Origin of the sequence: Xanthomonas melonis (assembly GCF_020783655.1) — a bacterium.
Lineage (GTDB): Bacteria > Pseudomonadota > Gammaproteobacteria > Xanthomonadales > Xanthomonadaceae > Xanthomonas > Xanthomonas melonis.
In genome coordinates, this window is the sequence record NZ_JAJGQH010000003.1 from 108,711 (window position 1) to 124,230 (window position 15,520).

The window sequence follows — 15,520 nt, forward strand, 5'->3', positions numbered from 1 at the left end:
TGCGACGGACGCGGCGATTCAACGGATGGCCGTCAGGAAGGGTTCTGCGCTTGCGTTCGGCGACCCCGGGCGGCCACGGCGGCGTACGCTATGTAGCGCCGGGGGAAGCGCGGGCGCCAGTTTCAACGGGCAATGCACGACCTAGCGATGCCCGCGCTCCTCGCGCGCCCTGACGCGGCGGTCGAACAACAACGCGCTGACCACGATGCCGAGCCCCAGCACCACACCGAGCAGGAACAGCACCATCGCGATGGCCGGATAACCCCAGAGCTTGAAGCCGGTGTCGATGCGCATCATCTGCGCCGAGGCCATGATCAATGCCGCGGTCACGATGCCGGCCGCCACGCGATTGGCGATCTTCTGCAGGCTCTCCATCAGATGCGATTCTTCCAGCCCGGTGACGCGCATCTGCAGGCGATTTTCCGCCGCCAGCGACAGGATCTCCGACAGCCGGCGCGGTCCCTCACGCACCAGGTGCTGCAGCTCCATCGCCTCGCTGGCGAGGTTGGCCGCAGACATGGATTTCTTCAGGCGTGCGCGCATCACATGTTGCAGGTGGCGCTCGACGATGCGTCGCGTGTCCAGCTGCGGCGACAGGGTGCGGCACACGCCTTCCAGATTCAGCAGGGTCTTGCCGAGCAGGCTCAGTTCCGGCGGCGTGCGCAGGCCAGTGGAGGTGGCGATGCGCACCAGATCCAGCACCACCCGGCCTTCTGAAGTGGTGTCGTGCGCAGCGTAGCGCGCGATCATCTGCCCGGTTTCGCGCTGATAGCGCTCTTCGTCGTAATCTTCCAGCCGCGTGCTGAGTGCGATGGTCTCTTCGGCGACCTCTTCGCCGCGGCCATCGACGGCGGCGAACAACAGTTTGAGCAGGCGCTCGCGCAGACGCGGCGGAACGTGCGCGACCATGCCCAGGTCGAAGATGGCCAGGCGTCCATCGGCCAGTACGCGCAGGTTGCCCGGATGCGGGTCGGCATGGATCTCGCCATGCACGAACATCTGGTCCAGATAGCCCTTGACCAGTTCGGCCGCCAGCGCGTCCATCGGCTGTTCGGTACGGCGCAGGCCGGAAATCTTGTCCACGCGCACGCCTTCGGCCAGCTGCATGGTCAGCACCCGGCGGCTGCTCAGGTCCCAGATCGGTTGCGGCACCCACAAGCGTGCGAACGGCTTGAGGTGCTTTCCGAAACGCACCAGGGTCTCGGCTTCGTCCTCGTAGTTGAGTTCGGCACGCAGGGTCTTGCCGAATTCGCCCAGCCAGTCGGCAAAGCGCACCCGGCGACCGATGCCGGTCAGCCGATCGGCCGCGGTGGCGAAGCTCTTGAGCACCTCCAGGTCCGATCGCACCTGCGCGGCGACCTCGGGCTTTTGCACCTTGATCGCCACCGGGGTGCCGTCGCGCAATGCGGCGCGGTGCACCTGCGCCAGCGAGGCGCAGCCCAGCGGCGTGGGATCGAAGTGCGAGAACGCCTTGTTCACCGACACCCCGAGCTCTTCTTCGATGATCTGGCGAATGCGTTCCACCGGCACTGCACTGGTGTTCTCCTGCATGCGCTCCAGCGCCGTGGCGAACTCCGGCGGCACGATATCCGGGCGGGTGGACAGCATCTGCCCGAGTTTGACGAAGGTGGGGCCGAGCTGCTCCAGGTCGGAGACGAACTGGTCCGGAGTGCCTTCGGCAGGCACCTCGTAGTCGTTGATGGCGGCCGGGTCCAGGTTCATGCCGGCGAACACGCCGGACCCGCGATACCGCAGCAGCAGGCGCAGGATCTGCGTGCGCCTGCTCATTCCGCCCACCACGGCGTGGTCGGCCGGGCTTGCGACCGGGGCCGGGCTGCGGTGCGGATCGTGGTGACTCAAGGCCTTCTCCGGGGCGTCGTGCGGGCGATCAGTGTGGCCAGCGCGGGGTCGCGGCATGGTGAATCCAGCCGCATGCGACCCACCGCCACGCCAGGGCGGCGCGCTCGGGGGGAGCCGCCGGACGACGCGCCACCTTGCCGGTATCGCTCAGACAACGGCGCGCAACGGCCGGGCAATGCCATGCCATCACCCCATGCGGGCGCCGGATCGGCGAGAATCCGCACCCACCCACGAAGGACCTTGCGCATGGCCGGTGCCAGCCTGTTCACCCTGCTCGACGACATCGCCACGCTGCTGGACGACGTTTCCATCCTGACCAAGGTCGCGGCCAAGAAGACCGCCGGCGTGCTGGGTGACGACCTGGCGCTCAATGCCCAGCAGGTGACCGGGGTCACCGCCGACCGCGAGTTGCCGGTGGTGTGGGCCGTGGCCAAGGGCTCGCTGGTCAACAAGGTGATCCTGGTGCCGGCAGCGCTGGCGATCAGCGCACTGGAGGCCTGGTTGCGCGGACGCGGCTACAACATCCCGCTGGTGATGCCCTTGATGATGATCGGCGGCGCCTACCTGTGCTTCGAAGGCGTGGAGAAGCTGGCGCATAAATTCCTGCACAGCGAGGACGAAGAGGCGCAGCGGCATGCCGAGCGCACCCGTGCGCTGGCCGACGAGAGCGTGGACGTGGTGGCGCTGGAAAAGGACAAGGTCAAGGGCGCCATCCGCACCGACTTCATCCTGTCTGCGGAGATCATCGTGCTGTCGCTGGGCGTGGTGGCGGAGGTGTCGTTCGGTCAGCAGGTGGCCGTGCTGGTGGCGATCGCGCTGGCGATGACCATCGGCGTCTACGGCCTGGTGGCGGCGATCGTGAAGCTGGACGACCTGGGCCTGTATCTGACCCGGAAGGGCGCGTCGCTGGCCACGCTCGGTCGCGGCATCCTGGTGGCCGCGCCGTGGTTGATGAAGTTCCTGTCGGTGGCCGGCACGCTGGCGATGTTCCTGGTCGGTGGTGGCATCCTGGTCCACAACATCCCGGCGCTGCATCACATCGTGGTGGATCTGGCCAACTCGGCCGGTGGCATGGGCTGGCTGGTCGAGGCGCTGGGCAACATGCTGGTGGGCGTGGTGGCCGGCGCGGTGGTGCTGGCGGTGGTCACCGGGTTCCAGAAGCTGCGCGGCAACAAGACCGCGCACTGAGGCCGATGCGGGGCGTCGGCGTTGCCGATGCCTGCGGGCTGGCTGCGTCGCGTGGGACCGCCCGGCGTTGCTTGCCAAGGCGCGCGCTTCTTCGGGGCGGCATGCCGGGATCCGGCTCGCGGATCCGCTGCCCCGGCCATGTGCCTCGGCGTCCGATGTGGCCGGCACACGCTGCCAGCCGGCGAGTGGGTGCACCTGGTCGGCCCGTTGCAATACCTGCGGCCGGAGCCGGCCATTGGATGCCGAGCGGCGCTAATCGGCGCTGATCACCCGGTTCTTGCCGGCGGCCTTGGCGTCGTACATGGCGCGGTCGGCGCGGCGGATCAGTTCGTCCTGGGTTTCGTCCGGGTGGCGCAGGGCTACGCCGGCGCTGAAACTGATGAATACACGCACGTCATCGTGCAGCAGCGAGCGCTGGGCCAGGGCCCGCTGCAGGCGGATGACCGCCGCGCTGGCCTCGAAGATGGTCGAGTCCGGCATCAGCAGCACGAATTCCTCGCCGCCGAAACGCGCGATGGCATCGGTGGTGCGCAAGACGGCCTTGGCCACGTCCACGGTGTGGCGCAGCGCGGCGTCGCCGCCGGCGTGGCCGTGCGCCTCGTTGAGGCGGCGGAAATCGTCCAGGTCCAGCATTGCCGCACAGAGCGGCTGGCCGCTGCGCTGGGTGCGCGCGGCCTCGCGCTGGAACAGTTCCTCGAAGCCCCGCCGGTTGAGTGCGCCGGTCAGCTGATCTTCGCGGACCAGCCCGGCGACTGCGGTCAGTTCCTGCTCCAGCGAGGCGATGCGTTGTTCGGCTTCTTCGACCTGGCGGCGCGCCGAGAGCAGTTCGTCGCGGGCGGCCAGGGCCTGCGCCTGGACCCCGGCGGTGTCCTGCAGCACGTCCTGCAGTAGTCGGTTGAGGTCGGGAATGCTGCGAGCGTCGCCGATCGCCTGCGAATAGCCGGCAACGCGATCGTGATATTCGCCGGTACTGGTCGCCATGCCGTCCAGCCGGTCCACGAACGACACCATCATCTCGCGCATGGCGGTCTTGGAGTCGGCGATGCCTTGCTTGAGCAGGCCCTGCTTGTAGATGACCTCGCGCAGGGTGCCGCGCGCCTGCTCGATCGAGCCGACATCCAGCGGGCCTGCGATCAACTGCCGCACCACCGAGATCTGCCCCTGCAGCCAGCTGCGGTCGTCGAGCAGTTCGCCGACATTCTCCAGCAACAGGTCGAACAGGCCCAGCAACAGGTTCTGTTGCTCGCTGGCATCCTCGGCACGCAAGCCGATCTGATGGCTGAGTTCGCGCAGCCGCTGTTCCAGCGTGACCAGCTCATGACCGGGGCGCCAGTGGCGCAGTGCCGAGGCCAGCGTCTGGGCTTCCTCGGCCAGCTCCGGGCTGCGTTGCAGCAGGGTGGCCAGGGCATTGCCCAGGGCGTGACGCAGCAGATCGCGTAGCTGTTCGGCCTCGGTGCGGCCATCGGCCAGCGAGTCGCCGGTATCGATGGTGCGGATGTATTTGTCGATCAGCTGGCGCAGCGTGCGGCCATAGCCGAGCCAGTCGCCGGCCGCGTACGCCGCGCTCAGGCGCACGCCCATGTCGCCGAGCTCGCCATGCAGGCTGGCAATGCCGTCGGCGAACGCCTGCAACAGCGCTTCCGGATGCGCAGCATGGGAGAACAGCCGCATCAGCAGTGCGGTGGCGGCGGCCGGATCGTGCGCGCCGGACTTGGCCTTGGCCGGCACCAACTGATGCGCGGCCAGACCGTGCCCGCCGCGCTCGCCGCCACGCACCGTGGGCAAGGCCGCGGCCGGACGTGCGGAGTCGGTGCCGCCCCATGGCAGCAGGCGGCGCAGCCCGCCACGCGGGCGGCTGGGTTGTTCAGGCTGTTCTGCCATGCGCCGGCTCTCGAAAGTCCTCTTGCTGACGCAGGTTATCGGCCCGCCCGCGTCCGCCTTGAGCGAGCCGGAGCAGGCGCGCCGGCCGGGTGGGACGGCGTGACTGCAGGCATTCCGCCAACCATCCACGTCGCTGCATGAACTGGTCATGCAATGAGCGGGCGTGTCGCGTCACTCGCCCATATTCGGTGCATCGCGCTCCCGATGCACCGTTACGGGGATCGAGTCGCAAGGCGATGTCCGCTTATGCCTTTGGACATACGCAGCCGTGTGCAACGGAATGAGCGTTGTCGCAGAAAAGTCAGCACATGTTCACGCATATTTTATTTGGACGGGGTGTAGATTCGTCGGCAGGGACAACGTGGAGTATGCGCGTCGTCCTCGCTCCTCATTCGCAGCAGGTCGTCTGGCCGCGTCGGCAGACGATGGTTTTCGCTTCGCCGTTTTCCGTCTCCACCCACTTTACGACGGACGTTTAGATGGTTGCCACGATGCCGCTTCACGCCACTGCCGCGCGCCTAGAGCGCAGCGCATTGATCCCCTCGCTTCTGAAGAAGAGCGGGCGTCCACGCGATGCACGCGGGCGTTTCATCCGCCACCACGAGCGCTTGCCGGTGTCGCCGAGCGATACGCGTGGCGCCTTGTTCGTGGTGTCGGAGATGGCCGACTTCATCAAGGCCGGCGGGCTGGGCGACGTGGCGGCGGCGCTGCCGCGTGCATTGCGGCATCGTTACGACGTGCGCATCCTCATCCCCGGCTACCGCGCCGTGCTCGAGCGCGCCGGCAAGGTGGAGATCGTGGGCCGCGTGCTGGCGCATGCCGCGCTGCCGGCCTGCGACATCGGCCGCATCGTGCAATCGGACGGGTTGCCCATCTACATCCTGCTGTCCAAGGAACTGTTCGAACGCGATGGCTCGCCCTATGTGAGCACCAGCGGTTCGGAGTTCGAAGACAACGCCATCCGCTTCGCCACCCTGTCGCATGCGGCCGCGCAGATCGCCGCCGGCCATGCCGGCCTGGGCTGGAAGCCGCGCCTGCTGCATCTGAACGACTGGCCGTGTGCGCTGGCGGCCGGTTACGTGCGCTGGTCCGGCGGAACCACTCCGTGCCTGTTGACCATCCATAACCTGGCCTATCAGGGACTGGTGCCGTATTCGATGGCGGCCGCGCTGGGCATTCCTGCCGAGCGCGTGGCCGAGCTGGAGTTCTACGGACAGATGTCGTTCCTGCGCGGCGGCATCGTCAACGCCGATCACGTCAATACGGTCAGCGTCAGCTATGCCAAGCAGATCACCGGTCCGGCGCAGGGCTGCGGGCTGGACCGCTTGCTGGCCGGTCGCGCCGCCAAGGGTGCGTTGACCGGTATCGTCAACGGGATCGATGCCAGTTGGGACCCGCGCACCGACGAATATCTGGATACGCATTTCAGCGTGAATCAGTGGCAGGGCCGTCAGGCCAATGCCGCACAGGTGCGCAAGGCGCTGGGGCTGCGCGATAGCACCGGCCCGCTGTTCGCGGTGGTGTCGCGGCTGGTACACCAGAAGGGCCTTGATCTGATCTGCGAGGTCGCGCCGCAGATCGTGGCCGCCGGTGGCCAGATCGCGGTGATCGGCGGTGGCGAGCCGGAGATCGAGCAGCAGGTGGCCGAGCTGACCCGCCGTTACCCCGGCCAGGTCGGTGCGTTCATCGGTTTCGAGGAAGGCCTGGCACGGCGCATGTTCGCCGGTGCCGACTTCCTGTTGATGCCCTCGCGCTTCGAACCCTGCGGCCTGAGCCAGATGTACGCCCAGCGTTTCGGCTGCCTGCCGATCGCCCACGCCACCGGCGGACTGATCGACACCGTGGACGATGGCGTCACCGGTTTCCTGTTCCAGCATGCCAGCGTGGAAGCGCTGCGCCGCTGCCTGGAGCGAGCGTTCCGCACCTTCCGCCTGCCCAGCCTGCTGTCGGCGATGCGCCGTGCGGCGATGCTGCGTCCCAGCGGCTGGGACGTGGCCGGCAGGAAGTATCTTTCCCTCTACGAACACACCGCCGCCCACGCGCCCGCGCTTGCGACGATGTCATGAGCGAACGGTTGGACGGGCAGGGCCAGCAGACGGAAACTGACGCGGTGACCACGGAAGGCATGTCCGATGTTGCACAGACGCTGCAGGCGCTGGCCGAGGGGCTGCCTGCAGATGCATTCGCGGTGCTGGGCCCGCACCCGCAAGCCAACGGGAAACGCCGGGTGCGTGTGTTGGCGCCGGGGGCCGAGGCGATGGGCCTGATCGATCCGCGCGGCAAACTGCTGGCACGCATGCCGGCCAGCGGGATCGAAGGCCTGTTCGACGGCGAGCTGGCGGGCGATGGCCCGTATCGGCTGCGCATCGTATGGCCGGACGCGGTGCAGGAGATCGAAGACCCGTACGCCTTCGGCCCGGTCCTGGACGAGTCGGTGCTGCTGCAGATCGCCGCTGGCGACGGACAGGCGCTACGCGACGCGCTCGGCGCCCAGCACGTGCACTGTGGCGATGTGCCGGGCGTGCGCTTTGCGGTGTGGGCGCCGCACGCGCAGCGCGTGGCCGTGGTTGGCGACTTCAACGGCTGGGAGCCGCGGCGGCACCCGATGCGCCAGCGCAGCGGCGGCTTTTGGGAGCTGTTCCTGCCGCGCGTGGAAGCCGGCGCGCGCTACAAATATGCCATCACCGCGGCCGACGGCCGCGTGTTGCTCAAGGCCGACCCGGTGGCGCGCCAGAGCGAGCTGCCGCCGGCCACCGCCTCGGTGGTAGCCGGTAGCGGGGCGTTCGCCTGGACCGATGCCGACTGGATGCGCCGGCGCAGCGCGCAGACGCTGCCGGCGCCGATGTCCATCTACGAGGTGCACGCTGCCTCGTGGCGGCGGGACGGGCACGACCAGCCGCTGGACTGGCCCGGTCTGGCCAGGGAACTGATTCCCTATGTGCAGCAGCTGGGTTTCACCCATATCGAGCTGCTGCCGATCACCGAGTATCCGTTCGGCGGCTCCTGGGGCTACCAGCCGCTGGGCCTGTACGCGCCCACCGCGCGCCATGGCGACCCGGAGGGCCTTGCCGCGTTCGTCGATGCCTGCCACCGCGCCGGCATCGGGGTGATCCTGGATTGGGTCAGTGCGCACTTTCCCGCCGATGCGCACGGCCTGGCGCAATTCGACGGCGCCGCCGTGTACGAGCATGCCGACCCGCGCGAAGGCATGCATCGCGACTGGAACACGCTGATCTACAACTACGGTCGCCCGGAGGTGACGGCGTTTCTGCTGGGCAGCGCGCTGGAATGGATCGATCGCTACCACCTCGATGGCCTGCGCGTGGACGCGGTCGCTTCGATGCTGTATCGCGACTATGGCCGTGCCGAAGGCGAGTGGGTGCCCAACGCGCATGGTGGGCGCGAGAACCTGGAGGCGGTGGCGTTCCTGCGCCAGCTCAATGCCGAGATCGCTGCGCGCTTTCCCGGGGTGCTGACCATCGCCGAGGAATCCACGGCCTGGCCCGGCGTGACCGCAGCGCTGGCCGATGGCGGGTTGGGCTTCACCCACAAGTGGAACATGGGCTGGATGCACGACACGCTGAGCTATATGCAGCGCGATCCGGCCGAGCGCGCGCAGCACCACAGCCAGCTCACCTTCGGCCTGGTGTATGCGTTCTCCGAGCGCTTCGTGCTGCCGCTGTCGCACGACGAGGTGGTGCACGGCACCGGCGGTCTGCTCGGGCAGATGCCGGGCGACGACTGGCGGCGCTTCGCCAACCTGCGCGCCTACCTGGCGTTGATGTGGGCCCACCCGGGCGACAAACTGCTGTTCATGGGCGCCGAATTCGGCCAGTGGGCCGATTGGAACCACGACCGCTCGCTGGACTGGCACCTGCTCGATGGCGCGCCGCACCGCGGCGTGCAACGGCTGGTGAGCGATCTCAATGCCGTCCTGCGGCGCGAACCGGCCTTGTATCGCGGCAGCCACCGTGCCGCCGGCTTCGACTGGAGCGTGGCCGACGATGCGCATAACAGCGTGCTGGCGTTCGTCCGCCATGACCCCGACGGCGGCGGCGCACCGCTGCTGGCGGTGAGCAACCTCACCCCGCAACCGCTGCACGACTACGGCGTGGGCGTGCCGCGTGCCGGCAGTTGGCGCGAAATCCTCAACACCGACAGCGCCCATTACGGCGGCAGCAACCTCGGCAACGGCGGCCGCCTGGCGACCGAGCCCTTGGGCATGCATGGGCATGCGCAACGGTTGCGCCTGACCTTGCCGCCGCTGGCCACGATCTATCTGCAAGCGGAGACATGACGATGAGCGAGCACGACGCGACCACCCCGGCCTGGGGCGCATGGCCAGCGGGTGAAGGGCAAGTGCGCTTCGCGCTCTGGGCACCGGACGCCAGCCGCGTGGAGGTGGTCTTCGCCGACGGCACGCGCGCTGCGCTGCAGGCGGGGGCGGACGGCTTCTTCCGTGCGGTGCTCGCCTGCGCGGCCGGCACGCGTTATCGCTACAGCATCGACGGCGGCGAACCGGTGCCGGACCCGGCCTCGCGCTGGCAGCCGGATGGCGTCCATGGCGCCAGCGCCGTGCAGCCGACCGATGGCTACCGCTGGAACCACCCGCAGTGGCAGGGCCGGCCCTGGGACGAGGCGGTGATCTACGAACTGCACGTGGGCACGTGCGGCGGCTATGCCGGGGTAACGGCGCAGCTGCCACAGCTGGCGGCGATGGGCATCACCGCGATCGAGCTGATGCCGCTGAGCGCCTTCCCGGGTGCGCACAACTGGGGCTACGACGGCGTGCTGCCGTATGCGCCGGCCGACGCATACGGCACGCCGGACGAGCTGAAGGCGCTGATCGACGCCGCGCATGGCCATGGCCTGATGGTGCTGCTGGACGTGGTCTACAACCACTTCGGCCCGGACGGAAATTACCTGGGCAACTACGCCGGCGCCTTCTTCAACGAAGACAAGCCCACGCCGTGGGGCGCGGCGATCGACTTCCGCAAGCCGCCGGTGCAGCGCTACTTTCTCGACAATGCATTGATGTGGCTGCACGAATACCGCTTCGACGGGCTGCGCCTGGATGCGGTGCACGCGATTTCACCGAATACGTTCCTGGACACCCTGCGCGAGACCATCGAAACCAGTCTGCCGGCCGGCCGCCACGTGCACCTGGTCCTGGAGAACGAGGCCAACCAGGCCTCGCAGCTGCAACGCGGCTATACCGCGCAGTGGGACGACGACTTCCACAATGCCCTGCATGTACTGCTCACCGGCGAAACTGAAGGCTATTACGCCGCGTTTGCCGACAAGCCGACCGCGCATCTGGCGCGCGTGCTCGGCGAAGGCTTCGCCTACCAGGGCGAGCCGGATCCGCGCGGGCATGTGCGTGGCGAGCCCAGCGGAGCATTGCCGCCGCACAAGTTCGTGGTGTTCGCGCAGAACCATGACCAGGTCGGCAACCGCGCGCGCGGCGAACGGTTGCGCGTGCTGGTCTCGCCACAACGCCTGCGCGCGGCGCTGGCGCTGACCGCATTGACGCCGATGATTCCGCTGTTCTTCATGGGCGAGCCGTGGGGTGCCACCCAGCCGTTCCTGTTCTTCACCGATTTCGGCCCGCCGTTGGACGAGGCGGTACGCGAAGGCCGTCGCCGCGAGTTCGCGCATTTCGCTGCGTTTGCAGATGCAGCGCAGCGTGCCACCATTCCCGATCCGAACAGCCATGCGACCTTCGCCGCATCGCGTTCGCCGATCGACGATGCAGCGCAGGGCGAGGGCGCGCAGTGGGCGGCCTGGTTCACGGCGTTGCTGGCCGCGCGGCGGCAATGGTTGGTGCCGGGCCTGGCCCAGGCGCGTGCGCTGCGTGCCAGTGTCCTGGCAGATGGCGCGGTGGCCGCCACCTGGGAGCTGCCCGGCGGGTTGTGGCATATCGCCTTCAATGTCGGTACCGCCGCCGTGCCGCTGCCGCCGCTGCGTGGGCAGCTCGCCTACGCCGAGAACGTGGATGCCGCCACGCAACAGTTGCCGGTGGATGGCTTCATCGCCTGGCACGAGGCACAGGCATGAGCACGCAGTCCCTGCGCACCCTGGCCGCCGCGGCCGGGGTGATGGTCGATTGGGTGGATGCCAGCGACCAGCCGCGGCAGGTCTGCGAGCCGTCGCTGCAGGCAGTGCTGGCCGCGCTGGAACTGCCTGCCGCCACCGCCGCACAGCGTGAAGACAGTCTGCGTCGCTGCCAGGCCCAGGCTGCCGAGCCGGCCGCCTTGCTCACCGTACAGGTCGGCGAGCCACTGGTGCTGCGCGTCGCCGCCAATGCCAGCGGCCGTTGGATAGACGACGACAGCGGCACTGGCGAAGCGGCGCAGGCCGACGCGCAGGGGCGCCTGCGCGCGCCGCAACGCTACGGCTACTGGACATTGGAGATCGGCGCAACGACGCAGCGGGTGGCGGTGGCGCCGCCGCGGTGCTTCAGCGTGGCCGACGCCTGCGGGCAGACCTCGCCGCGCGCCTGGGGCATGGCGCTGCAGGTGTATTCGGCCTGCAGTCCCGACGATGCCGGCATCGGCGATGCCGCCGGCACCGTCGAATGGCTGCGGCATGCGGCCCTGGCCGGTGCCGACGCGCTGGCGCTGAGCCCGGTGCATGCCGCGCGCCCGATCACCGGCGGCTACAGCCCCTACTCGCCCAGCGACCGGCGCTTCTTCGACCCGCTGCATGCCGCACCGGTGCGCGTGCTCGGCGAGACGGCGCTGGAGGCGCTGGCTGCCGTGCCCGGCCTGCGCGAGCACTTCGCCAGCCTGCATGCGCATGCCTTGATCGACTGGCCGGCCGCGGCACAGGCCAAGTGGCGATTGCTGCGTGAGCTGTACGCGCGGGTGTCGCCGGATCATCCGGATCTGCTGGCGTTTCGCGCTGCCGGTGGCGCGGAGCTGGACGGCTTCGCCCGCTTTGCGGCCCGCGATTTCGGCGACAACGACCCACAGCTGCATGTGTTCACGCAGTGGCTGGCGGCGCGCAGCTGGTCCGATGCGCAACGCGAAGCGCACGAGCGCGGCATGCGGATCGGCCTGATCGCCGACCTGGCAGTGGGCTTCGACCCCAACGGCGCCGAGGCGGCGGCGGCTGGCGACAGCGTGCTGCGCGGCCTGGTCCTGGGCGCGCCACCGGATGCCTTCAATGCCGATGGCCAGCACTGGGGCATTGGCGCATATTCGCCCACCGCCCTGCGTCGCAATGGATACGCGGCCTACATCGCGCTGCTGCGCGCGGTACTGCGCGACCGTGGCGGCATCCGCATCGATCACATCCTGGGCCTGCTGCGGCTATGGGTGGTGCCCGATGGCGCCGGCTCCAACGAAGGCGCGTATCTGTCCTACCCGCTGCACGACCTGCTCAACCTGCTGGCACTGGAATCCTGGCGCCACCGCGCCATCGTCATCGGCGAGGACCTGGGCGTGGTGCCGCCGGGCATCCGCGAAGAACTGTCGCAGCGCGGGGTGATGGGGATCGATGTGCTGATGTTCACCCGCGACCGGCAGGGTGCCTTCGTCACGCCGGCGCTGTGGCGAGCGGACGCGGTGGCCACCACCACCACCCACGACCTGCCCACCCTCACCGGGTGGCGCCAGGGCCGCGATATCCAGTGGCGGCGTCAGCTGGGCTTGATCGGGCCCGATCAGGCTTCCGACGATGCGCGGACGCGGTCGCAGGATCTGGCGCGCCTGGATGTCGCAGTGGAGCACGCCGGCCTGCAGGCCGAAGACCCGCTGCTGGGCGCGCTGCGGTTCACCGCCAGCGGGGTGTCTCCGCTGATGCTGGTGCCGGTGGAAGATGCGCTGGCGTTGCAGGAACAACCCAATCTGCCGGGTACCGTCGAGGTCCATCCCAACTGGCGCCGACGTCTGCCCGATCCCTTGCCGCATGCGCGCCTGACCACGGCGCTGCACGGCGTTGCCGAGGCGCGTCGCGTCGCGGCTGTTTCGGACTCCCAGTCATGATCGAGCTTCGCGCCACCGCCCGCCTGCAGCTGCATGCCGGCTTCACCCTGCACGATGCGCGCGCGCAGGTGCCGTACTACGCCAGCCTGGGCATCAGCCATCTGTATCTGTCGCCGATCGGCACCGCGGTGCCCGGCTCCACGCATGGCTACGACAACATCGACCCCACGGTGGTCAACCCCGAGCTCGGCGGCGAAGATGCGCTGATCGCGCTGTCGAAGGCCGCGCGCGAACACGGCATGGGGTTGATCGCCGACATCGTGCCCAACCACATGGCCACCCATCCGCAGAACGCATGGTGGTGGGATGTACTGCGCAACGGCCGCAGCGCCAGGCATGCGGACTGGTTCGACATCGATTGGCGTGCCCCGGGGCGCGACGGCAAGCTGTGGCTGGCAGTGCTGGATCGCCCGTATGCGACGGCGCTGGCCGAAGGCCTGATCACGTTGGTGATCGAAGACGATGGCGGCGCCGCATTGGCGCACTACGACCAGCGGTACCCGATCCGTCCGCAGACCCTGGACATTCCCGACAAGGCCGCACGCGCGCAGTGGCTGCGCGACTACAACGACGGCGCCAGGCGCGGCGATGGTCGGTTGCACAAACTGATCGAACGCCAGCCGTATCGCTTGAACTGGTGGCGTGTCGGCAACGACATGCTCAACTACCGGCGTTTCTTCGACATCACCTCGCTGGTGGCGCTGCGCGTGGAGCTGCCGGCGGTGTTCGATGCGGTGCACGCGCTGCCGCTGCGGCTGGTGGCCGAAGGCCATCTGGACGGCCTGCGCATCGACCACGTGGATGGACTCACCGACCCCACCGGCTATGTGCGAAAACTGCGCAGCCGGCTGGATGCGGCCGGCCGCACGCGCGGCCTCAAGCCCGGCACGCTGGGCCTGTACCTTGAAAAGATCCTCGCACCGGGCGAGCACCTGCCGGCCGACTGGCCGTGCGATGGCACCACCGGCTACGACTTCATGGACCAGGTGGGCGGCGTGTTGCACGACGCGGCCGGCTTCAAGCCGCTGGCGCGTGCCTGGCAGAAGATGAGCGGGCGCAGTGGCGACTTCGCGCAGGAAGAACGCGCCGCACGCGACGAGATGCTGCGCGGTGCGTTGCAGACAGAGTTCAATCGCGCGGTGGGCGCGTTGTCGGCGCTGGCGCGACTGGATCCGCCAACCCGCGAGTTCAGCCCGCAGATGCTCGCGCGCGGCCTGTGCGTGCTGCTGCGCTGGTTCCCGGTGTACCGCACCTATGCCGGCAGCAAGGGGCTGACCGGCAGCGACGCCGAGCGGCTGCGCGCTACCGCCGCGCACGCACGCGAAGGCATGCCCGAAGCGATCGTGGCGGCGGTGAACGCCATCGAGCGCTGGCTGCTGGACGACGCTGGCGCCGACCGCGCCCAGATCGCCTTGCGTCGCATCCTGCGCCGACGTGTCGAGCAGCTGTCCGCGCCGCTCAACGCCAAGGCGGTGGAGGACACCGCGTTCTATCGGCACGGCGTGCTGCTGTCGCGCAACGAGGTGGGCAGCCATCCCACCCATTTCGCCAACGAGGCGGCCGAATTCCACGCGCAGAATCTCGAACGCGCCAGGCACTATCCGCGCGCGTTGCTGGCCACCGCCACGCACGACCACAAGCGTGGCGAAGACCTGCGCATGCGTCTGGCCGTGCTGTCCGAGCAGCCACGCTGGTGGATCGAGCAAAGTGCCCAGTTCGACACCCTGGCCGAAGCGCTGGACGCGCCGGCGCTGGCCGGTGGCGACCAGCAGATGCTGTGGCAGACGCTGGTGGCGGCGTGGCCGATCGGCCTGGGCGCCGATCAGGCCGAGCCGTTGGCCGGCTACGCCGAGCGCGTGGCGCAATGGCTGCTCAAGGCGGTGCGCGAAGCCAAACTGCATACCAGCTGGACCGATGGCTCGGCCGCGTACGAACACGCGGTGCAGGCCACCGTGGAACAGGTGCTGTGCAGCCGCGCAGGCTTGCCGCTACGGCGCGCGGTGCTGCGCGCCAGCAACCATATCGCTGCGGCTGGCGCGCGCAATTCGCTGGTGCAGACCACCTTGCGCCTGACCGTGCCGGGCGTGCCCGATCTGTACCAGGGTACCGAAGGCTGGGATCTGTCGTTGGTGGATCCGGACAACCGTCGCCCGGTGGACTATGCGCAACGCCAGCAGTGGCTGGACCAGACGCGCGACTGGAACGCGTCGCTGCGCACCTGGCGCGATGGCGCTGTCAAGGCCCGCCTCATCGCCGTGCTGCTGCAGCTGCGCCGCGACCATCCGGCGCTGTTCGCCAAGGGCGACTATCAACCGCTACAGGTCGCCGCCAGCGGTGGTGCGCAGGTACTGGCATTCCGTCGTCACCACCGCGGCCAGTCGCTGGTGGTGGCGGTCACGCGGCTGGGCGCCGGCAGCCAGGGCGAAGGCGATCTGCCGCTGCTGCTGCCACTGGCGATCTGGGGCCAGGCCGCACTGGCCTTGCCGGAGGCGTCCTATCGCCATGTGCTCGACGGCAGCACGCTGCAGCCGCAGCACGGCCGCGTGCCGTTGTCGACGCTGTTTGCACGCGCACCGGTGGCAGTGTTGCTGACCGCTTGACCC

Annotated in this window: 8 protein-coding genes; 6 read left to right on the forward strand and 2 right to left on the reverse strand. The window is 68.9% G+C overall.

Annotated elements, in window-relative coordinates:
• Nucleotides 1-141 precede the first annotated feature (141 nt).
• Nucleotides 142-1,917: an ABC1 kinase family protein gene (locus LL964_RS03930; protein WP_104586197.1), complete on the reverse strand. Its 1,776-nt coding sequence runs from the start codon at nt 1,915-1,917 to the stop codon at nt 142-144.
• A 189-nt stretch (nt 1,918-2,106) separates the two neighbouring features.
• On the opposite strand from LL964_RS03930, the gene LL964_RS03935 reads away from it, so the two are divergent.
• Nucleotides 2,107-3,048, forward strand: a complete 942-nt coding sequence (locus tag LL964_RS03935; RefSeq protein ID WP_167395229.1) for a DUF808 domain-containing protein — start codon at nt 2,107-2,109, stop codon at nt 3,046-3,048.
• 252 nt (nt 3,049-3,300) lie between these two features.
• On the opposite strand, the gene LL964_RS03940 is transcribed toward LL964_RS03935, so the two are convergent.
• Nucleotides 3,301-4,929, reverse strand: coding sequence for a GGDEF domain-containing protein (locus LL964_RS03940; protein ID WP_104586195.1), 1,629 nt, complete (start codon nt 4,927-4,929; stop codon nt 3,301-3,303).
• A gap of 479 nt (nt 4,930-5,408) precedes the next feature.
• Here LL964_RS03940 and glgA point away from each other — a divergent pair, with 479 nt between their 5' ends.
• From glgA to treY, 5 genes are read left to right on the forward strand one after another with little or no spacing between them, the layout of a single operon-like run.
• Nucleotides 5,409-6,995 carry a glycogen synthase GlgA gene (glgA, locus tag LL964_RS03945; RefSeq protein WP_146092325.1) on the forward strand — a complete coding sequence of 529 codons (1,587 nt, stop codon included), beginning with the start codon at nt 5,409-5,411 and terminating at the stop codon, nt 6,993-6,995.
• Nucleotides 6,992-9,226 (forward strand): 1,4-alpha-glucan branching enzyme, encoded by a 2,235-nt coding sequence (locus LL964_RS03950; RefSeq protein WP_104586193.1) that lies wholly within the window; start codon nt 6,992-6,994, stop codon nt 9,224-9,226. Before glgA ends, LL964_RS03950 begins: the two co-directional genes overlap by 4 nt.
• A 2-nt stretch (nt 9,227-9,228) precedes the next feature.
• Nucleotides 9,229-10,986 carry a malto-oligosyltrehalose trehalohydrolase gene (gene treZ, locus LL964_RS03955; RefSeq protein ID WP_104586191.1) on the forward strand — a complete coding sequence of 586 codons (1,758 nt, stop codon included), beginning with the start codon at nt 9,229-9,231 and terminating at the stop codon, nt 10,984-10,986.
• Nucleotides 10,983-12,917 (forward strand): 4-alpha-glucanotransferase, encoded by a 1,935-nt coding sequence (locus LL964_RS03960; protein WP_104586189.1) that lies wholly within the window; start codon nt 10,983-10,985, stop codon nt 12,915-12,917. Before treZ ends, LL964_RS03960 begins: the two co-directional genes overlap by 4 nt.
• Nucleotides 12,914-15,517, forward strand: coding sequence for a malto-oligosyltrehalose synthase (treY, locus tag LL964_RS03965; RefSeq protein ID WP_104586187.1), 2,604 nt, complete (start codon nt 12,914-12,916; stop codon nt 15,515-15,517). Before LL964_RS03960 ends, treY begins: the two co-directional genes overlap by 4 nt.
• Nucleotides 15,518-15,520 lie beyond the last annotated feature (3 nt).

Bases quoted from the DNA above. Each gene is read 5' to 3' on its own strand.
- LL964_RS03940 (WP_104586195.1), bottom strand. From the start codon at position 4,929: ATGGCAGAACAGCCTGAACAACCCAGCCGCCCGCGTGGCGGGCTGCGC.
- LL964_RS03960 (WP_104586189.1), top strand. From the start codon at position 10,983: ATGAGCACGCAGTCCCTGCGCACCCTGGCCGCCGCGGCCGGGGTGATG.
- LL964_RS03950 (WP_104586193.1), top strand. From the start codon at position 6,992: ATGAGCGAACGGTTGGACGGGCAGGGCCAGCAGACGGAAACTGACGCG.
- treZ (WP_104586191.1), top strand. From the start codon at position 9,229: ATGAGCGAGCACGACGCGACCACCCCGGCCTGGGGCGCATGGCCAGCG.
- glgA (WP_146092325.1), top strand. From the start codon at position 5,409: ATGGTTGCCACGATGCCGCTTCACGCCACTGCCGCGCGCCTAGAGCGC.
- treY (WP_104586187.1), top strand. From the start codon at position 12,914: ATGATCGAGCTTCGCGCCACCGCCCGCCTGCAGCTGCATGCCGGCTTC.
- LL964_RS03930 (WP_104586197.1), bottom strand. From the start codon at position 1,917: ATGCCGCGACCCCGCGCTGGCCACACTGATCGCCCGCACGACGCCCCG.
- LL964_RS03935 (WP_167395229.1), top strand. From the start codon at position 2,107: ATGGCCGGTGCCAGCCTGTTCACCCTGCTCGACGACATCGCCACGCTG.